The sequence below is a fragment of the Mycobacterium sp. SMC-16 genome, from assembly GCF_046250085.1.
GTDB lineage: Bacteria > Actinomycetota > Actinomycetes > Mycobacteriales > Mycobacteriaceae > Mycobacterium > Mycobacterium phocaicum.
On the sequence record NZ_CP176427.1, the window covers coordinates 2,185,950 to 2,203,863 of the forward strand.

At 64.8% G+C, this 17,914-nt stretch carries 20 protein-coding genes and 1 pseudogene; 15 read left to right on the forward strand and 6 right to left on the reverse strand.

Annotated elements, in window-relative coordinates; translation table 11 throughout:
- Positions 1–2 precede the first annotated feature (2 nt).
- Both ACJEIK_RS10545 and ACJEIK_RS10550 read left to right on the forward strand, forming a co-directional pair.
- On the forward strand, positions 3–464 hold the full coding sequence (locus ACJEIK_RS10545; RefSeq protein WP_409431458.1) for a hypothetical protein: 462 nt from the start codon (positions 3–5) through the stop codon (positions 462–464).
- Between the two features lie 92 nt (positions 465–556).
- A pseudogene (locus ACJEIK_RS10550) lies at positions 557–2,007 on the forward strand (LLM class flavin-dependent oxidoreductase).
- A 155-nt stretch (positions 2,008–2,162) separates the two neighbouring features.
- Here the strand turns inward: ACJEIK_RS10550 and ACJEIK_RS10555 are convergent.
- From ACJEIK_RS10555 to ACJEIK_RS10565, 3 genes are read right to left on the reverse strand one after another with little or no spacing between them, the layout of a single operon-like run.
- A complete protein-coding gene (locus ACJEIK_RS10555; RefSeq protein ID WP_067330661.1) occupies positions 2,163–2,741 on the reverse strand; it encodes a carboxymuconolactone decarboxylase family protein in 579 nt (192 codons plus the stop codon).
- A 35-nt stretch (positions 2,742–2,776) separates the two neighbouring features.
- Positions 2,777–3,877 carry a zinc-dependent alcohol dehydrogenase gene (locus tag ACJEIK_RS10560; RefSeq protein ID WP_067330664.1) on the reverse strand — a complete coding sequence of 367 codons (1,101 nt, stop codon included), beginning with the start codon at positions 3,875–3,877 and terminating at the stop codon, positions 2,777–2,779.
- Positions 3,874–5,367 (reverse strand): acetyl-CoA acetyltransferase, encoded by a 1,494-nt coding sequence (locus ACJEIK_RS10565; protein ID WP_186275003.1) that lies wholly within the window; start codon positions 5,365–5,367, stop codon positions 3,874–3,876. Before ACJEIK_RS10565 ends, ACJEIK_RS10560 begins: the two co-directional genes overlap by 4 nt.
- A gap of 51 nt (positions 5,368–5,418) precedes the next feature.
- Here ACJEIK_RS10565 and ACJEIK_RS10570 point away from each other — a divergent pair, with 51 nt between their 5' ends.
- The 4 genes from ACJEIK_RS10570 (at position 5,419) to ACJEIK_RS10585 (ending at position 8,171) form a co-directional block, all read left to right on the forward strand.
- Complete coding sequence (locus tag ACJEIK_RS10570) at positions 5,419–6,105, forward strand: TetR/AcrR family transcriptional regulator (protein WP_011560606.1); 687 nt, start codon at positions 5,419–5,421, stop codon at positions 6,103–6,105.
- Between the two features lie 45 nt (positions 6,106–6,150).
- Positions 6,151–6,588 (forward strand): PaaI family thioesterase, encoded by a 438-nt coding sequence (locus ACJEIK_RS10575; protein ID WP_186272285.1) that lies wholly within the window; start codon positions 6,151–6,153, stop codon positions 6,586–6,588.
- Positions 6,588–7,499: an alpha/beta fold hydrolase gene (locus ACJEIK_RS10580; protein ID WP_186272284.1), complete on the forward strand. Its 912-nt coding sequence runs from the start codon at positions 6,588–6,590 to the stop codon at positions 7,497–7,499. The genes ACJEIK_RS10575 and ACJEIK_RS10580 overlap by 1 nt, the downstream gene beginning before the upstream one ends.
- 90 nt (positions 7,500–7,589) lie before the next feature.
- Positions 7,590–8,171 carry a TetR/AcrR family transcriptional regulator gene (locus ACJEIK_RS10585; RefSeq protein ID WP_174545964.1) on the forward strand — a complete coding sequence of 194 codons (582 nt, stop codon included), beginning with the start codon at positions 7,590–7,592 and terminating at the stop codon, positions 8,169–8,171.
- Positions 8,172–8,262: 91 nt separating this feature from the next.
- On the opposite strand, the gene ACJEIK_RS10590 is transcribed toward ACJEIK_RS10585, so the two are convergent.
- The 3 genes from ACJEIK_RS10590 to ACJEIK_RS10600 are packed head-to-tail and all read right to left on the reverse strand — an operon-like array spanning position 8,263 to position 11,198.
- Positions 8,263–9,462, reverse strand: coding sequence for an NAD(P)/FAD-dependent oxidoreductase (locus tag ACJEIK_RS10590; protein ID WP_048469544.1), 1,200 nt, complete (start codon positions 9,460–9,462; stop codon positions 8,263–8,265).
- Positions 9,459–10,847, reverse strand: coding sequence for a cytochrome P450 (locus tag ACJEIK_RS10595; protein WP_048469546.1), 1,389 nt, complete (start codon positions 10,845–10,847; stop codon positions 9,459–9,461). The genes ACJEIK_RS10590 and ACJEIK_RS10595 overlap by 4 nt, the downstream gene beginning before the upstream one ends.
- Before the next feature lie 30 nt (positions 10,848–10,877).
- Positions 10,878–11,198 (reverse strand): 2Fe-2S iron-sulfur cluster-binding protein, encoded by a 321-nt coding sequence (locus ACJEIK_RS10600; protein ID WP_005086615.1) that lies wholly within the window; start codon positions 11,196–11,198, stop codon positions 10,878–10,880.
- A 115-nt stretch (positions 11,199–11,313) separates the two neighbouring features.
- Here ACJEIK_RS10600 and ACJEIK_RS10605 point away from each other — a divergent pair, with 115 nt between their 5' ends.
- The 9 genes from ACJEIK_RS10605 to ACJEIK_RS10645 all read left to right on the forward strand — a co-directional run bounded on the left by ACJEIK_RS10605 (position 11,314) and on the right by ACJEIK_RS10645 (position 17,914).
- Positions 11,314–12,318, forward strand: a complete 1,005-nt coding sequence (locus ACJEIK_RS10605) for an AraC family transcriptional regulator (protein ID WP_048469543.1) — start codon at positions 11,314–11,316, stop codon at positions 12,316–12,318.
- A gap of 280 nt (positions 12,319–12,598) precedes the next feature.
- Complete coding sequence (locus ACJEIK_RS10610) at positions 12,599–13,765, forward strand: thiolase family protein (protein WP_048469542.1); 1,167 nt, start codon at positions 12,599–12,601, stop codon at positions 13,763–13,765.
- On the forward strand, positions 13,762–14,199 hold the full coding sequence (locus tag ACJEIK_RS10615) for a Zn-ribbon domain-containing OB-fold protein (protein WP_048469541.1): 438 nt from the start codon (positions 13,762–13,764) through the stop codon (positions 14,197–14,199). Before ACJEIK_RS10610 ends, ACJEIK_RS10615 begins: the two co-directional genes overlap by 4 nt.
- A complete protein-coding gene (locus ACJEIK_RS10620) occupies positions 14,196–15,239 on the forward strand; it encodes an LLM class flavin-dependent oxidoreductase (protein WP_048469540.1) in 1,044 nt (347 codons plus the stop codon). The genes ACJEIK_RS10615 and ACJEIK_RS10620 overlap by 4 nt, the downstream gene beginning before the upstream one ends.
- Positions 15,232–15,690 carry a MaoC family dehydratase N-terminal domain-containing protein gene (locus ACJEIK_RS10625; protein ID WP_048469539.1) on the forward strand — a complete coding sequence of 153 codons (459 nt, stop codon included), beginning with the start codon at positions 15,232–15,234 and terminating at the stop codon, positions 15,688–15,690. The genes ACJEIK_RS10620 and ACJEIK_RS10625 overlap by 8 nt, the downstream gene beginning before the upstream one ends.
- Positions 15,687–16,112 (forward strand): dihydroxy-acid dehydratase, encoded by a 426-nt coding sequence (locus tag ACJEIK_RS10630; protein WP_005086611.1) that lies wholly within the window; start codon positions 15,687–15,689, stop codon positions 16,110–16,112. Before ACJEIK_RS10625 ends, ACJEIK_RS10630 begins: the two co-directional genes overlap by 4 nt.
- A 32-nt stretch (positions 16,113–16,144) precedes the next feature.
- On the forward strand, positions 16,145–16,636 hold the full coding sequence (locus ACJEIK_RS10635; protein WP_174545966.1) for a MaoC family dehydratase N-terminal domain-containing protein: 492 nt from the start codon (positions 16,145–16,147) through the stop codon (positions 16,634–16,636).
- On the forward strand, positions 16,633–17,103 hold the full coding sequence (locus tag ACJEIK_RS10640; RefSeq protein WP_048469537.1) for a MaoC/PaaZ C-terminal domain-containing protein: 471 nt from the start codon (positions 16,633–16,635) through the stop codon (positions 17,101–17,103). Before ACJEIK_RS10635 ends, ACJEIK_RS10640 begins: the two co-directional genes overlap by 4 nt.
- 43 nt (positions 17,104–17,146) lie before the next feature.
- The gene (locus ACJEIK_RS10645) at positions 17,147–17,914 is read left to right on the forward strand and encodes an enoyl-CoA hydratase/isomerase family protein (protein ID WP_048469536.1); all 768 of its coding nucleotides are present in this window, start codon (positions 17,147–17,149) and stop codon (positions 17,912–17,914) included.

The window sequence follows — 17,914 nt, forward strand, 5'->3', positions numbered from 1 at the left end:
CCATGAAGACGATGACATCGAACGCGAAACTGGTCGCAGCGGCCCTGGCGACTGCCGTCACGGTGGCCGCGTGCTCGCCGACCGGCACACCCGCCGTGCGGGCCGACCCGCAACCGACTCTCGGCCGCGCCTGGAACCCGAGTGCGCGGGGCTACGGCACGGTGCAGCCGGCGCGGGTCTTCAACGGCGGTGACCCGACCGGCGATATCTGGGGCATCACGTGGTCCTCCTGGGGCGGGGAACAGGCCACCGGGACGGGCACGTCGTACGGCATGCCGCCGGGCGTCGTCAGTGTCTCGCAGTCGGTCACGGAATCGGCGACCATCGTGGCCTACAACCTCGGCTACTGCGACGGCCGGCTGATGTACCAGGCGGCGAAGTGGTACTTCCCCGGTTACGGAGAGACGTTCAATCCGGCCGGGCATTACAACATCTGCACGGGCGATTACGTCGACGGCATCTGAGAGGTGGCCCTCGACCGGGGTCGATACCGTGAAAAATGTTCGTGCTGAGTGCAATCGGTGTCTGATGCGCGAGATGTGTGCACGGTGGAGTAGTGACCCGACAAATTCGCTTCAACGCCTTCGACATGAACTGTGTCGCTCATCAGTCGCCCGGACTGTGGCGGCATCCAGAGGACCAGTCCTGGCGCTACAAGGACCTGGAGTACTGGACCGAACTGGCGAAGTTGTTGGAGCGCGGCAGTTTGACGGCCTGTTCATCGCCGATGTGCTCGGTACCTACGACGTCTACGGAGCCAGCGACGAGGCCGCCATCCGGCAGGCTGCGCAGATTCCGGTGGGCGACCCGCTGTTGTTGGTATCGGCAATGGCGTTGGTCACCGAGCATCTGGGCTTCGGCATCACCACCGGCACCGGTTTCGAGCACCCGTATCCCTTCGCGCGCCGAATATCGACCCTCGATCACCTGACCAAGGGCCGCATCGGCTGGAATGTGGTCACCGGTTATCTGCCCGCGGCGGCACGCAATATGGGGCAGACCGATCAGCCGGCCCACGACGCCCGGTACGACCATGCCGACGAATATCTCGAGGTGCTGTACAAGCTGTGGGAGGGCTCCTGGGAGGACGACGCGGTGGTCCGCGACCGCGAGCGCGGGGTGTTCACCGACCCGGACAAGGTGCACCACATCGGGCACTCCGGAACGCATTTCAGCGTGCCGGGAGTGCACCTCGCCGAGCCCTCGCCGCAGCGCACCCCGGTGATCTACCAGGCCGGTTCATCGCCGCGCGGGGTGCGGTTCGCCGCCGAGAACGCCGAGGCGATCTTCACCGCGGCGCCGACCAAAGCCATTCTGGCCGAGACGGTTTCGACCATCCGCCGGGAGCTGGAACTGGCCGGCCGGGATCCGTACTCGGCCAAGATCTTCAACCTGTCGACAGTGATCACCGCGGCCACCGATGCCGAGGCGCACGCGAAGCATCGCGAGTTGCTCTCCTACGGCGACCCGGAAGGCGCGCTGGTGTTCATGTCCGGGTGGATGGGTGTGGATCTGGCCCGGTACGGGTTGGACGAGCCGATCGGCAACGTCGACTCGAACGCGATCCTGTCCGCGGTCAAGGCGTTTCAGTCGGCTGACCCCGATGGCCGGGAGTGGACGGTCCGGGACATCGCCGAGTGGGGCGAGATCGGGGGCATGGGCCCACGGATCGTCGGGTCGGGCGCGGCGGTGGCCGACACCTTGCAGGAGTGGGTCGACGAGACCGATGTCGACGGTTTCAACCTCGCCTATTCCATCACCCCGGGTTCGTTCGCCGACGTGATCGAGCATGTGGTTCCCGTGCTCACCGAACGTGGTGCCTACCAGGCGGACTACCAACCAGGGTCGTTGCGGCACAAGCTGCTCGGCAATGGCGACCGGCTACCGCAGGAGCACCGCGGCGCGCGATACCGGGTCGGTGGGCCGTCGTCGACGATCATCGATCGTCCGTCCACGCTGCCGTCGTCGTCGGCATCGACCGCGGCTCAACCGGCGCGCGGCCGCTGAGCGCTCAGTGGAGACAAGAAACCCCGGCCCGCGGGCCGGGGTTTCTTGGTTACTGATGTGTGTCCGAGGGGGGACTTGTCCGTCTACGACACGGGTCGTGGTCTGGCGATTGGGGCGCTGACCGCTTCGGTCAAGCACCGGTCCACGTTTTTCGCTCAATCGCAACGCTGAGGAGCTCGCCCATCGGGCGGCCAGCCGTCGGTACCGGACTCAAGCGGAATATTCAGAGATCGAAGCAGGATCGAAAAGAGCCGCCAATTGGCGATTGCTCCGACAAGTTCGACCAAAACGGCGTGATCGCTATTGAATGCCTTCTGGCACCCAGCCCAGTTTTCCTCGGAGATGACCCCGTCGCGTACCACATCATCGGTCGCTGCGAGGACCGCACGCTCGACTGGCCCGAGGCTTTCGGAATTCTGCCAGTCGCGCACCGCCAGGAGATCATGCTCAGGCACGCCGAGCAGTGTGGCGATTCGCCAATGTTGAGTCCATTCGTATTCGGAGCCAGTAATCCAGCCGATGCGCATGATGACCAGCTCGCGTAGCCGCGCGTCAAGGGAACCGCGGAAGAGTAACGCGTCTAGCAGCCCATACAGCGCAACCGCCACACGCGGCTGATGAAGTGCCACGCGGAATACCGACAGGTCTGCCAACTCTTCGGGCAACCCACATTCGGCAGCTCGCAGCTGGGCCTGCTCACGGTCGAGCATCGGTACGCGTTCCGCCATGGTCACGGGTGGCCCTCTCTGTTGAACCTCTGCCCACGCCGTTAGGGCGTGGGCAAAAAGACGTTGTGCAGCGCCCCACTTGATCGGGCACTTTCATCTGCAAGCGAAGTGAGCAGCTGCGCGAGCCCAGCGAATCCGGTTGATTCTCTGGTGATCCGGTCGAACGGCCAGCGGCCCATGGCGAGAATCTCGAGGGCTGCCCGGTGGGCGGGATACTCCACGCCGAGTGCGCCTACGACGTGTAATTCTTTATAGACCAACAAGTCTGGTTCAAACCGGGGCGCGCCGCCTCCTCCGCGGGTGCCGGCCACCACAATTGTGCCGCCGGGCCTGGCAAGGCCGACGGCATCGGCGAACGCGGAGGGTGCTTTAGCGGTGACGTCGACGACCACGTCGGCAAGCCGTCCGCCTGTCTCACGCTGGAGCGCGGTCACTGCATCGTCCTGCGATACATCGATGGGCAGGTCGACACCGAATGATCTGGCTATGGCCAGTCGTTGTTCGTCGCGTGGGCCTACGCCGGTCATCGCGACGAACGCGGCTCCCGCCTCTTTGGCCGCCACCGCCGCACAGATTCCGCGGATGCCGGGCCCCAGGATCGCTACGACGTCCCCGGCCTTGGTGTCGGGAAGAGTCGCCCCCCACTGGATACCGGCCCCGAGAGGGTTGAACAACGTGGCGAGAACGGGGTCCATGTCTTCGGCAATCGGGAGCAGCATCGCGTCCCACGGAAGCTCCACATGGGTGGCGTATCCGCCCCATAAGCCCGCGCCGACCTCCACGTCGACGAACCCGAACATGGTGGCGATGCCGTTCACCGCGCACCGCCGGTATTCGCCGCGGCGGCACTCGGGGCAGTCTCGGCAGGACCGGAACACCTCAACGGCCACGCGCTGGCCGGCTTGTACACCCCAGCGTTGGCCGGCCGCAGCGCCAACATGTTCGACGATGCCGACGATTTCGTGCCCTGGAACGAATGAGAAGCCGGCAGGCAGGTGTCCGGTGAATTGTTCGTGATCTGTTCCGCACAGACCGCATGCTTCAACTCGCAGGATCGCACCCCGGTCGCCGACGTCGGGGATGGTCATCTGGCGCCGCTGCAGACTCCGCGGTCCGGTCAGCACCATCGCCTCGGCGATCATGGAAGCTCGAACCCGGTGAACGACCCTGTGTTTCGGAGGCACACCGTTTTACCTACGTACATTTCCGCGCCCATCGCCTCGGCGATCTGCGGATCGTCGCTGCGTGCGACGACTCTTTGCCCGTCGGACAGGTGCGCGATGATCGGAGTCCATCGAGGTTGGCCGTCTCGGTCGTAGACGACGGTGTATCCGTCGACTGTCGCGCAACCGGTCGCCTCGTCGGCGCCTGCGACGGCCAGCCGCGATGAATCGATTTGAGCTTGTTCGACCGCCGTGTCGAGCAGTCGCCACCCGGCTGGTGGCGGGGTGGCCGACCACACACCGACCGAATGCTTCGTCGAATACCACCCGAGGCCGGTGACGAGTCCGGCATCGGTTGGGTCGCGTCGGCACCGTCGGACCATCTCCACGATCGAGTGGCTGACGTAATTGTTTCCGGGACCGCCGTGATAAGGCAGGCCTCCGGTTACTGTGAGGCCTCTGTCGTCGAGGGGGTCCAAGTCGAGAGCCTCGGCAGCCATCTCAATTGCCGACGGGAAGCAGGAGTAGAGGTCGAACCACCGGATGTCGTCGGTGGTCAACCGGCCCGCATCGAAAGCCTTCCGTGCCGCTACCTCGATACCCGATGAGCGGCTGAGGTCCGGCCGTTCCACGGGGAAGTACACGTCGTTGCAAGTCGCTGCTGACCAGGGAAAGACCCAACGATCGCGCGCGACGCCTAATTCGTCCGCCACCTCGGCCGCCATGAGAATGAAGGCGGCAGCCATGTCGACGGACATGATGCTGTTGAGCAGCTTGGGATAGGGCAAGCAGACCATGCGGTTTTCCGCGGTGACTTCGCTGAGTTCGGTGGCACTTCGTGCGCGTGGGAACCAGGCCTGTTCCGGATGGCGTGCCGCCTCGGCTGTGAACGGGGCCATCAGCGTGCCCAGCCACTCCCGTTGAGCATCGAAGTCGCGGCCGTGGCGCGCGGCGATCGCGGACTCGAAGATGGGATACACCTCGTGCGGCCAACTCAGACCCACCGACAATTCGGCTTGACTCAGCCCGGGGCGGGCGTCGCCCAGGGATTCGTCGTCGGAGCGGGGTGGGGGCGGCGAGTCGAGAAGTGCCCCGCCCTGAAGCTTGCGTGCGGAATGCCCGCTCTCCGCCCCGACGACCAGGACGACATCTGCACGGCCTTCGCCTATTTCGCCACCCAACACTTCGACGAGATACTGCGGGGTGTTTCCGCCGACGGGACAGCTGATGCGGCGGGCGGGACTGATGTGCATCGCTTCGGCGATCCTGCTGGCGGGATTGTCGCGCGGTATGACCAGGATGCCCGGAGTCGCGACGGTGTCGATGCGCCGCTCGACCGGGCGACTTGCGTCTTTGACCGCGCGGCGTGCGGCTTCTACCGCCAAGTCGATCGGGTCCACGAAGTCGTTCCCGCGATGGGTAACTTCGCCCACGCCGACGACAACCGGGGTACGCGCTTCTACCAACATCGGCATCGGCATCCGCTCAGGGCCACGGGGCTGACTTGAGACATAACTGCGATGGTGTCATGTGCGTGGGCAAGTCACAATGGTGTGCGCTCGCGGCATACTGGCTGTGTGTCGACGAGGTTGTTGAGATGGGGTGCCGCCGCGCCGACAGATCGTGGGTCCGCTCGCGACCGGTTGCTCGATGCTGCCGAGCGGTGCCTCGAGAGTTGCGGTGTGGTGGGCACGACCATGGAGGACATCGGCAGAACAGCGGGTGTGTCCAGGGCAACGGTGTATCGCTACTTCCCCAGTCGGGAGGCGGTGATGTCGGGTGTCATCATTCGCGCCGCCGAGCGCTATCTCGACCGCATCAGCCCGCGGATCGCGGCGCACGCCGACCTGGGCTCCGCGCTCGTCGATTTCGTGGAATACACGGTTGAGGCCGCGCGCCGCGAAGAGATCATCGGATTGTTGTTCGGCAGCGACGAGGAACTCGCCGGCGTGGGTCTCGCGGCGGGGACCTCGACGTCCCTCTTCGAAATCGTCACCGAATTTCTGCGTCCCATCTTCACCAGACACTGGAGTTGCGTGGAACCGGGCGTCTCCGTCGACGACGCCGCCGAGTGGGTTGTCCGCACGATATTGAGCCTGCTGACTGTTCGAGGGCCGCGGGAGCGCAGTCGTGACGGACTCCGGGCGTTTCTGTCGAGGTTTCTCCTTCCGGCGATCCTGGCGGGTGACCACGCTCGACCGATGTGACATCTATGGCGTAATGTCTCGACGGCAGATGAGGTAGGAGGGCCTGTGCAATTCACCACGTTCAACGAACAGGTCGCTGAGCAACTAAAGAGCGCAGCAGAAACCACGGGCGGGTTGGCCGGTTACCTCGGCTTCCGTCACACCGAATTCACTGCGGGACGGCTCGTCGCGGAGATGGACGCACGCGACGACCTGAAGACGCCTTTCGGCAACTTGCATGGGGGCTGCTTGTCGGCCATGGTCGACCACTGCCTCGGAGTGGTGTTTTATCCCGTGATTCCAACGGGATCTTGGGTCGCGACGACGGAGTTCAAACTGAATCTGCTTCGTCCGGTCTCCAGCGGCACCTGTGTAGCCATGGCTGAGATTATCTCGCTGGGCAGAACCAGCGGTGTGGCGCGTATCGACATCTGCAACGACGGCAGAGCGGTGTGTGCGGCCCAGGGAACCGTCACCGTCGTCGCACCGAAGACGAGCTCCTGATGTCGGCAAAGAGAACAGGCGATTCGTCGGCTCCTGTGGTCGAGCGCGTGCCCACGGCGGACGGGCTGACGCTGGCGGTCGACCTCTACCGCTGTGATGCGCCGCGGGCGGTCGTGTTGCTCCTTCACGGCGGAGGTCAAAGCCGACACGCCTGGGACGTCACCGCCCAACGCCTGCACCAGCGGGGCTACACGGTGGCCGCGTACGACACCAGGGGACACGGGGACAGCGACTGGGACCCCGACGGACGCTACGACGGGGACCGGCTTGGATCCGACCTATTGGCCGTGCGCTCATACGCCGATTCCGGCCGCCCCGTCGCCGCGATCGGCGCCTCTCTGGGCGGCTTGACCATTCTCGGAACACACTTGCTCGCCCCGCCGGACCTATGGCAGGCCGTCGTCCTGGTTGACGTCACTCCGCGAATGGAGATGGAAGGCGCCCGACGAGTCGTAGCGTTCATGTCGGCACACCCCGAAGGTTTCGACAGCCTAGAGTCGGCCGCTGACGTGATCGCCGCCTACAACCCGCACCGCCCTCGCCCCGAAAACCTCAACGGCCTCCGAAAAGTCCTCGCCCGTCGCGAAGACGGTCGCTGGGTCTGGCGATGGGATCCAGCCTTCGTGACGTCGAATTTCCAGTTCCTGCAGGGTGATCCAGACGAAGGCGCTGAAGACTTCGACATGATGAGCGCTTCCCTTCTCGATGGTGCGCGGCAGATGTCCGCGTCAACGCTGCTGGTCCGGGGCCTGCTATCTGACATGGTCTCCGAAGAGACAGTAAAGCATTTCCTCACCGTCGTTCCGCACGCGCAAACCGTTGACGTGTCGGGCGCGGGCCACATGATTGCCGGCGACAACAACGACGCATTCTCGACGGCGGTCGTCGAATTCCTCGACAGGACCATATGAACCCTGCTGTCGGTCGACTGCCCTTGTAGGGCTGGCGCCTATCCTGCTCCTATGCCAACTGAACCGGTGCGGATGTCTTTCCGCCGGCATGTGCGCGAACAGGTTTTGAGGGCGACACGAGAACTCACCATCGAGAAGGGCTGGGATCAGGTCCGGATGAGCGAGGTTGCCGAATCGGTCGGCGTGTCCCGCCCGACGTTGTACAAAGAGTTCGGCGACAAGCAGGGGCTCGGTGACGCGCTTGTGGTGTCAGAGGGTCAGCGCTTTGTGGAAGGCATTCGTGCCGTCCTTGCCGAACATGTGGGCGATGTGCAGGGCGGCATCACCGCAGCGGTGCAGTTCACCCTCTGTGAAGCAGAAGACAGCCCGCTCCTCAAGGCAGTTCTGACGTCCAGCCCCTCGGGGAATGATGGCGGTGGCTCGTCGTCTACTGGGGTCCTTCCTCTTCTGCCGACCTCGGCTTCCCTGCTTCAGCTCTGCTCCGGGGCTCTGATCACGTGGTTTAACGACCACTTCGCCGATCTCGACCCTGACGACGTCGGAGACGTCGCAGATGTTCTGGTGCGACTGACCGTGAGTCATGTTGTACTCCCAGCCGCGGACATCGCCACCACTGGTGAGCGGATCTCCCGCGTAGCACTCAGGTACCTGGGAGTTGTCCACAGTTTGTAAAGACCAGCAAGCTTTCGCTACTTTTTGGATCTGAGCCGACGCCACAATCTGCGGAGTTCCGAGCGCATGGTTTTGCCGCCGTCGCAGGATGTCAGATCGAGCCGGTGAGCAGGTCTGAGCGGTCAACCCGAAGTTGCTGGCTGATGGCCCGCTTACTGGACATGAAATCGCGAGGACGGTTGATGCAGTCGGCGGCGATGAGTTCGCTCTCGCGGAAGTAGAAGCAGCTGAAGTCACGGTCACGCGACGGGTCGCCGCTGAAGACTACTTCGTCGTACCCGGTGTTGAGACCGGCAATCTGGAGTTTGAGGTCGTACTGGTCGGACCAGAACCAGGGAAGCGCAGCGATTGCGCTGTGTTTACCGCAGATGGTCGCTGCGGCGATCTTGGCCTGCTCGCCGGCGCTAGGTACGGACTCCAAGCGAATACGCGAGCCGTATCGAGCCATGGTGTGGCTGGTGCAGTCGCCGGCGGCCACGATGTCGGGGTCGCTGGTGCGGGCCTGGTCGTCGATCACGATGCCGTTGTCGACGGATAATCCTGCGGCCGAGGCGAGCTCGGTGTTCGGCACCACACCGACGCCGACGATGACCAAGTCGGCGGGGATCGGTTCGCCGTCAGCCAGCACGACCTGCTGCACTCTGCCGTCACCGGAGAAGGCTTCGACGAGAGCGTGTGTCCGGATGTCCACTCCCTCGCCGTTGTGGATTCGGGTGTAAAACGCGGAAACCTCCGGCGCGGTGACCCTTTGGAGTACACGCTCGGTTGCCTCGAGGACGGTGACGTTCATGCCGAGCGAACGCAGCGAGGCCGCCGTTTCCAGGCCGATGTAACCGCCGCCCACGATCACGACCCTCCGACCTGATGCGGTGGCGGCACGGATCAACTCGACGTCTGCAGCGGTACGCAGGTAGTGAATTCCGGGAAGATCCACCCCTGGTGTGGGGAGTCGTCTGGCCCTCGCACCGGTGCACAACGCGAGCTTGGTGTAGGCCAGCGTGTCGCCGGTGTTCAGAGAGACGTGCTTGGCAGTCCGGTGGATGGCCTCCACGGTCGCGTTCGTGAGCTGAATATTCTGCTTGGTGTAGAAATCCGCGCCGCGAATCAGGAGATCGTCGAGGCCGTTCTTGCCGGCCAGGTATCCCTTCGACAACGGAGGCCGGTGGTAGGGCAGTCCCCCCTCGTCGCCGATGAGCACGACCTCCCCAGACCACCCCTCCCTTCGAAGATTAGCTGCCAACTGCGCGCCGGCGTGGCTCGCGCCGACGATCACCGCTCGTTCGGGAGTCACGCACTTGGCCTGGGAGTGAGGCGAACCATCAGCTTGCTGATACCCCTGACGAAATTCGATTGCACATACTCGGGTTCGCCGACCACCTCGATGTTCTCAAAGCGAGGGAGCAATTCCTCCCACAGGATTCGAAGCTGCAACTCAGCAAGTCGGTTTCCCATGCACCTGTGCACGCCGAACCCGAACGAGATGTGATTGCGGGCGTTGCTCCTATCGATGATCAACTCATCGGCCCGCTCGAAGACACGCTCATCGCGGTTACCCGAGGCGTACCACATCACGACCTTGTCGCCCTTGCGGATGAATTGCCCGTTCAACATGATGTCTTTTTTCGCGACTCGGCGCATGTACGCGAGGGGGGTCTGCCAGCGAATGATCTCGGATACCATGTTGGGAATCAGGTCAGGGTTCGCCTTCAACTTCTCGAACTGGTCGGGGAACTGGTTCAAGGCGAGAACCCCTCCGCTCATCGAGTTGCGAGTCGTGTCGTTTCCCCCGACGATCAGCAGTACCAAATTGCCGAGGAATTCCATCGGGCGGTCGATGAGATCCTTAGTGTCCTCGTTGGCCTGCAGCATCGTGATCAGATCGAAGCCCGGTCGCTCCCCGTTGGCGGTACGGGCCGCCTTGTCATGCCAGAGAGCGCTGAGCCCCTTCGCCATGTCGACCATGCCACGAAACACTCTGTCGTTGTCGGAAGGACCACCATTGGCTTGCTCCATGGAGGTGGCGAGGTCCGACCATTCCACGAGCTTGTGCCGCTGCTCGTACGGGAAGTCCAGCAGGGTCGCGAGCATGCGCGCTGTCAGTTCGATGGAGACGTGGTGCACCCAATTGAACGGCTGATCCACCGGTAGATCGTCCAGCACTTCCTGGACACGCGAGCGGATCAGCCCCTCCATCTCGCGCAGGTTCTTCGGCGCGACAACCCCTTGGACGGAAGCGCGCTGCAAGTCGTGTTGTGGCGGATCCATCGCGATGAACATGGCGATGTCCAAAAAGCGGGGGGGTCTGCCGATGATGATGAACGGCTCTGCGGAGAAAGCCTCGTGGTTCTTGTCGACGGCGATGATGTCCGCGTGGCGGGTCACCGACCAGAACGGGCCGAACGGACTGTGAGCCTGGTAATGCACCGGCGCCTCGGTGCGCACGCGTTCGAAGTAGGACTTCCAGCGGCCTTGGCGGTAGAGGAACGGGTTGCTGAGATCGATGTCGGCGATATCGATGTCCTCGACCGGAGGAATGGGCGTCTCGGTGAAGATCTTCTTACCATTGGTTCCGGTTACCCACCGGCGTGTCTTGTCGTAGAGGTGTGCGCCGCGGATTTGCAGCTCCAAAGGCACGGCAGACTGGGCTTTGGCGGCCACTGCCGCGGGAATACTCATTATTGTTTCCTCCAAATCCATGGCGTTGTTTCAGAGCTGGAACTCAGGTAGCTCGACCGTCAAGCCATCCCATGCCTCGGAGGCGGCCATCTGGCAGGACAGCCTCGACGTCCGCTGACGCTCGGGGTTCATCGCGAGCATCTCCTCTTCGTTGGCGCCGCAGAGTCCCACCGTGTCCGACCACTCGGGAGCGACGATCACGTGGCACGTTCCGCATGCGGCTTCCCCTCCACAATCGCCGTCGATGCCGGGCACCGCGTTGTTGACCGCAATCTGCATCAAGGACTGCCCTTCGGCCAAGGGGGCTTCGTACTTCTCGCCGTCATGAGAGACGAAGGTGACGACTGCCATGACTAACTCTCCTCAATCTGGAACTCCTTGTAATTAGTGTTGTCGCGCGTGACCAGCGTCGCTAGGCTCGCAGGAGTCAAAGAGTTGTGTTTTTAGCTCACGCGCAGGGAGGCACGTGAAACTCGACGACTCGGGTATGCCAGCGCTTGCTTTCCTGCAGATGCTGGACAGTGAGGCGCTGGGGCATGACGCCAGCATTGCGCTGCGCAGCCTCATGGTTCGCGAGCACGTCACCGAGTCGATGTTGGTGGGGCGCGACGCGCAGGTCCCCTTGCGGTGGTTCAGGGAGATATATCCCGATTTCGATTGTGATCAGGGAACCCGTCTGGGTTTCGCGTTCGCTGAACACGCCAAACTGACGTCCTTTGGGGCACTCAGTGTTCCGTTGGTCAGCGCGGGCTCGGTAGCCGAGGTTGTCGAGTTACTTGCTTATCTGCCGGTGATCACAACGGCCCTCAGCCCGTCGTTCCATTCGACTGAACGCGGCCTCACGATCGGGCTCACCGGTCGCACAGGTGACGCGGGCCTGAACTGCCTGGCCGTCACCTACGGTGGGCTGGCGCTGTTGCGTCTGCTCGACATGCTCGCGGGTGCCGTACCGAATATTGAACTGCATCTGAGTCATTCAGCGCCTGAGTCGTGGGTTCTTCGTGAAGAAGTGTTGGCGGGTCGGATCTTCTTCGACGCCCCTAGCTCGTTCGTCCACGTTCCCGCGGCTACGCTGGAGGAGGTCTGTCGATTCTCCGATCCTGTGGCGTACCGGATTGCCGTCACCGATTTGCAGCGAACTCTCGATCAACGACGTGACACGTCGGTCTCCGAAAAAGTAAGGGACCTGCTCGAGAAAGATCCCGGAAAAACGAACATCAGCCGGACGGCGGGCGAGCTCTCGATATCCCCGAGCACGTTGAAGCGGCGCCTCAGCGAAGAGGGGACCACCTTTCGAGAATTACGTCAGTCGTTCTTGCAGGAGCGAGCAATTCTGCGACTTCTCGACAGATCGGTGTCTGTAAGCGAGATCGCGGCAGAACTCGGGTACGCGGACCTCACGAACTTCACACATGCCTTCAAACGGTGGACCGGTCGGTCACCGCGCCACTTCAGAAAAACGCGCGACTGAGCGCGCATTGATCCGCCCGCGTGCGCCGGGCGTCCACCGGAACCAGCGGGCTTCGCGATCGGCCTCATCTGTCACCTGGACATCGTCGAGAAACGACACGATCGGCGCGGGTTTCGGTCATCGCAGCACCCTCTTGGGAAGAGGCGCAACGACATCCAGAGAATCCATACCGCGCTGGCGGCGGGTGCGGGCCGGGGGTGACGCGGACCCCCTAGTCACGCTATGCTAACCGTCGTTCACGTCGGGACCGGCGTTGAACGCGTGGTCGAGAGGAGCGCGGATGCCACATGACCAGCCGGCCATCATCGGTGCCGCCGAACTCGCTCCAGGAAGAAACGTTCCGTACACCTCCACTGAATTGCATGTGCGCGCCGCGGTCGCGGCTCTCGCCGACGCAGGGGTGGTCCCAGACGAGGTCGACGGCCTGGTGTGCGCCGGGCCGATGACGAACGAGGGTTCGATCTTCCTGTCCGAGGACCTCATGGACTATCTCGGTCTGCACAACCTGAAACTTCAGATGACCTGTCAGCTTGGCGGCGGGACTCATCTGGCCATGACGCGCATGGCGAGTAACGTCGTCGCCCGGGGCGAGGCCGAGACGGTGCTGGTCGTGTCGGCGGGCAAGTTTCCGCCGATACGCGATGGCGGGCGCGAACTGATGGCGTTGGTCTGTGACCACGCGTTCGAGATGCCCTACGGACCGTCCGTGCCGGCGCTGTACGGTTTGATCGCGCAGGCCTGGATGCACGAGACGGGACAGGGCAAGGCGGACATCGCCGAGGTCACCGCGTCGCAGGACCGGTGGGCGGCGTTGAACCCCGCGGCGATCGCGCACCGCTCACAACGCCTGACTGTGGAGGACGTGCTGGCGTCCCGCCCGATCGCCGGGCCGTTCCACTTCTACCACTGCTCGATTCCCTGCGAGGGCGGTGGCGCGCTCGTGCTGGGCTCGGCCCGCCGGGCCCGCGCGGGCAAACACCGGCCGGTACACCTGCTCGGGTTTGGAGAGGGTCACACCCACGGTTTTCTGACCTCGCTGGCCCGCCCGGGTCGTACCGGGGCCGCCCGTTCGGGTCCGATGGCCTTCGAGCGCTCCGGACGGGCGCCGGCCGACATCGACATCGCCTTGCTCTACGACGCCTTCGCCTCCAACCCGGCGATGATCCTGGAGGAGGCGGGCTTCGTGAAGCCCGGCGGGGCAGGCGATTTCTACCGTGACGGCCGCGCCGATCCGGGCGGCGACCTTCCGGTGAACACCGACGGCGGCCTGATCCGGTTCGGGCACACCGGGACCTCCTCTGGCATTTCGCAGATCCTCGAGGGTTACTGGCAGCTGTCCGGTCGCGCCGAGGGCCGTCAGGTGCCCGGGGCGGACACCGCGTTCGTGCACAGCTACGGCTCGATGCTGTGCAGTCACGTCAGCATGGTGATGGAGGGAGCGTCATGACCGCAGCTTCGAGTTCCCTCGACGGTCTGCACGATCCTGAGGCGCTGCCGCCGCTGACCGATGTCAACCGTCCCTACTTCGCAGCAGCGGCCCGCGGCGAACTCGTTTTCCAACGGTGCGCGAACGGCCACCCGTTCCTCTACCCGCGGCTGGTGTGTCCCGTCTGCCATGACGGTGAGTTGGCCTGGGAGACCGCGGCGGGCACTGGCGAGATCGTCAGTTTCGCGCCGGTGTACCGCCCCCCGTGGGACTCGTTCCCGCGCAGCGAGCCGTACGTCGTCGTGCTCGTTCGTCTGGACGAGGGGCCGCAGTTGCTGGCCACCCTCGAGGGCGTGGCCCCCGATGAAGTTGCGATCGGCGCAAGAGTGCGCGCAGTGTTCGAGCGGGTGAACGAGAACCTTGGGCTGGTCCGATTCAGGCCGGCGGCGTCGTGAGCACGTACGGGGTCTCGGTGCTCGGCGCGGACTTGGCCACCCTTGTCGAGACCGCCGAGGCTACCGACCTCGCCGGCTTCGACGCCGCCTGGGCCTCGGAGTTCTACTCGCGCTCCGGCTCGATCTCGATGGCCGCGATGGCCGCGCGCACAAAGCGCTGCCGCATCGGGTCGTCGATCCTGTACGGCGTCGGGCGCAGCCCGCTCGTGCTCGCCACCGAGGCGCGTGACCTCGACGAGCTCTCCGGCGGGCGCGTCGTGCTCGGGCTCGGCAACGGCACACGCCGCATGATGAGCGACTGGCACGGCGTGGAGGACACCTCCGCTCCCGCTCTGCGCATGGAGGAGCTGGTCCCGCTCGTGCGTCGGATCTGGAACCTGCACGAGGGCCCCGTGCGCCACGAGGGGCGCTTCTACCGCATGAATCTCGTCCCAACCGGCGACGTCGCGCCGCCGAAGCGAGCGATCCCGATCATCACCGCGGGCGTGCGTCCGCGGATGTGCGAGGTGGCCGGGCGCGTGGCCGACGGGTTGGCTGGTCATCCGCTGTTCACCACGGCTTACGTCGAGGAGGTCGCCCGCCCAGCCGTCGTGCGCGGTGCGGAGCGGGCCGGACGCGATCCCGCCGACATTGAGATCGTCTCGATGGTTATCTGCGCGGTGCACGACGACCCACAGATCGCACGTCGTGAGGCCGCGCAGCAGATCGCGTTCTACTCCTCGGTGAAGACCTACGAGCACGTGCTCGACGTCAGCGGCTTCGCCAGGCAGGGAGCGGCCATCCGCGACGCGTTCGCACGGCGTGACCTGCCGGCCATGTTCGCCGCGGTCACCGACGACATGATCGACGCGATGGCCGTGGCCGGCACCGCCGCCGAGGTCCGCGACGGGCTGCGCCGCTACGAGGGCGTGCTGGACCACATCGTTCTCTACTCACCCTCGATAGGGGTCGCGCCCGAACGCATCGCCGAGAACCTCGGCAACCTCATCCGCGATTGTGCGCCGGCGCTCGCCGGCGGGAAAGGTGACCAGAGTGGCTGATCCCTCGCTCATCGGGACGCACTTGGGCACGACCACGTTCCCCGTCGACCGGTCCAAAGTGCGCGAGTTCGCACTTTCCCTCGACGACGACGACCCGATCTACCAGGACGTCGCGGCCGCCCGCGCCGCCGGCTTCGGCGCGATCCCCGCTCCTCCGACCTTCGTCGTCTCCTCGGCTCACTGGCGCGCCGACGACGACATGTTCGGCGCCCTCGGCCTCGACCTGCGACGCGTACTGCACGGTGAGTGCGGCTGGGAGTATTTCGCGCCGGTGTTCGTCGGCGACGAGCTCACGGAGACGCGCCGGGTGTCGAACGTGACCAGCCGCGAGGGCAAGCGCGGCGGCACCATGACAATCGTGACGATCGAGACCGACTTCACCAACCAGCGCGACGAACTCGTCGTGCGCCAGACCGACGTCTTGATCGAAACCGGAGGCTCCACCCAATGACGACATCCCCCGCGCCGGTGGCGTTGGCCGCCGGCGACGAGATGCCGAGCTCACAGTTCGGCCCGCTGACGCGCTCGCACATCGTCCGCTACGCCGGCTCCGGCGGCGACTTCAACCCGATCCACCATGACGAGGAGTTCGCCCGCGCGGCCGGCATGCCCGGTGTGTTCGGTATGGGACTGCTGCACGGCGGTGTGCTCGCCCAGCGGCTGACCGCCTGGGTGGGGCTGGCCAACATCCGCTCGTTCCGCATCCGGTTCACCGGTCAGGTATGGCCCGGTGACCTGCTCAGCTTCGGCGGCAGGGTCACCGGCGTGCGCGAGGCCGGAGGGCAGCAGGTGGCAGACCTCGAACTCGTGGTCACGCGCCAGTCCGGCGAACCCGCGATAAAGGGGAGCGCCGTCGTGCAGGTGGCCCGGTGAGCGCGCCAACGAGCGACGTCACCGGCCTCGGGATGACATTCGGGACCTTCGACGAGGGCCGGGCGTGGGTCGGCCATCGCACGGAACCGCGGCGTGCGTGGTTCCCGATCGACCGCTCGATGGTGTTGTACTACTGTTCGCTCGTCGAGGACGCGAACCCCAGCTACTGGGAGGGTGAGGACTGCCCGCCCGGGCTGTTGATGACCCTTGGCTTCGCGCCGCAGTGGGCGCCGGAGCACCTCACACGCACGGACATGCTGCTGGCCCTCAGCGTGCCGCTGCCGGGCCACCACATCATCAACGCCTCGACGACGACGGAGTTCGAACGCCGGCCCCGGGTGGGCGATCACGTGTCGATCGTGGAGGAGGTGGCCTCGATCTCCGAACCGAAGACGACGCGGGTGGGCACCGGCGTGTTCATCACCACGGTGAGCACCTTCTCCGATCAGCACGGCGAGATCATCGGGCGCAACACCAACGTGCTCTTCCGATACGACACCGCCGATAGTGAAGGCGCATCATGAACGACTCCACCGAGCACAGCATGGTCCGCGTCCCCGTGCGGTTCGAGGACATCGCCGTCGGCGACACCCTGACGCCCGTCTCGATCGAGATCAGCTACAAGCGCATCTGCATGAACGCGGCTTCGACATGGGACTGGTTCCCCGGTCACCACGACCCCGACTACGCGCGCAGCCAGGGCCAGCGCACGATCTACCTGTCAACCCTCTTCTTCCATGGCTTCATCGACCGCGGCCTCAACGAATGGGCCGGACCCGACGCGCTCATCCGGCGCCGCAGAATCTCAATGATCCGGTCGATCTACCCGGGCCAGACCGCGACCCTGAGCGGCAAGGTCGTGGCCAAACGCGACGATGGCGGACGGCGCCTCGTCGACCTCGAGTTGCTCGTCTCGAGCGAAGATGGTCCGTGCGTGCCGAGTGAAGCCACCGTTGAACTGACCGACGAATCCGCTGCGGCGCCTGCGTGAACCACCGAGTACGTCCGCAGCGACGTTAAGAAACGGAGGACCAGTGGGCGAGCAACCGATTCGCTACGAGGTCGTCGACAGCGTCGCGTGGCTGACGATCAACCGGCCCGAGGCGCGCAACGCGCTGAACAACGCTGTGCGCACGGGGCTTTTCGACGCGGTACGCCGCTTCAACGACGATGACGCGGCGAAGGTGCTCGTCCTCACCGGCGTGGGCGATAAGGCGTTCTGCGCCGGCGGGGACTTGAAGGAGATGGCGCAGAACGCGCTCAAGGTGCCCCCGAAGGACTTCGCTCCGCAGTTCGGCCGCAACATCGATGTCGCGAAGCCGACGATCGCGGCCGTCAACGGTGTCGCGTTCGCCGGGGGCTTCCTGCTCGCGCAGCAGTGCGACCTGGTCGTGGCTGCCGAACACGCGACCTTCGCCGTCAGCGAGGTCAAAGTCGGCCGCGGGTCGCCGTGGGCGGCACCGCTATCGTGGCTGGTGCCCCCACGCGTTGCCATGCAGATCCTGCTGACCGGCGACCCGATCACCGCCGAGCGCGCCCACCAGGTCGGCTTAGTCAATGAGGTGGTGCCGGCCGATCAGTTGCGCGAGCGTACCCAGCAGTTGGCGCTCAGCATCGCCGCGAACGCACCGCTATCGGTGCTTGCGTCCAAGCGCACCGTGTACCTCTCGGCACAGCACCACCTCGCCGCCGCCTACGACCTGGCCGACGAGATCTGGGAGCCGGTCTATCTGAGCGACGACGCGCAGGAAGGCCCGACGGCGTTCCGCGAGAAGCGCGCACCACAGTGGAAGGGACGCTGA

What these genes read in the sequence shown, in the direction of transcription:
- ACJEIK_RS10545 (WP_409431458.1), top strand. Translation starts at nt 3, where the DNA reads ATGAAGACGATGACATCGAACGCGAAACTGGTCGCAGCGGCCCTGGCG.
- ACJEIK_RS10560 (WP_067330664.1), bottom strand. Translation starts at nt 3,877, where the DNA reads ATGATCGCCGAGGCGATGGTGCTGACCGGACCGCGGAGTCTGCAGCGG.
- ACJEIK_RS10565 (WP_186275003.1), bottom strand. Translation starts at nt 5,367, where the DNA reads ATGTTGGTAGAAGCGCGTACCCCGGTTGTCGTCGGCGTGGGCGAAGTT.
- ACJEIK_RS10570 (WP_011560606.1), top strand. Translation starts at nt 5,419, where the DNA reads ATGGTGTCATGTGCGTGGGCAAGTCACAATGGTGTGCGCTCGCGGCAT.
- ACJEIK_RS10580 (WP_186272284.1), top strand. Translation starts at nt 6,588, where the DNA reads ATGTCGGCAAAGAGAACAGGCGATTCGTCGGCTCCTGTGGTCGAGCGC.
- ACJEIK_RS10595 (WP_048469546.1), bottom strand. Translation starts at nt 10,847, where the DNA reads ATGAGTATTCCCGCGGCAGTGGCCGCCAAAGCCCAGTCTGCCGTGCCT.
- ACJEIK_RS10600 (WP_005086615.1), bottom strand. Translation starts at nt 11,198, where the DNA reads ATGGCAGTCGTCACCTTCGTCTCTCATGACGGCGAGAAGTACGAAGCC.
- ACJEIK_RS10610 (WP_048469542.1), top strand. Translation starts at nt 12,599, where the DNA reads ATGCCACATGACCAGCCGGCCATCATCGGTGCCGCCGAACTCGCTCCA.
- ACJEIK_RS10615 (WP_048469541.1), top strand. Translation starts at nt 13,762, where the DNA reads ATGACCGCAGCTTCGAGTTCCCTCGACGGTCTGCACGATCCTGAGGCG.
- ACJEIK_RS10630 (WP_005086611.1), top strand. Translation starts at nt 15,687, where the DNA reads ATGACGACATCCCCCGCGCCGGTGGCGTTGGCCGCCGGCGACGAGATG.
- ACJEIK_RS10635 (WP_174545966.1), top strand. Translation starts at nt 16,145, where the DNA reads ATGACATTCGGGACCTTCGACGAGGGCCGGGCGTGGGTCGGCCATCGC.
- ACJEIK_RS10640 (WP_048469537.1), top strand. Translation starts at nt 16,633, where the DNA reads ATGAACGACTCCACCGAGCACAGCATGGTCCGCGTCCCCGTGCGGTTC.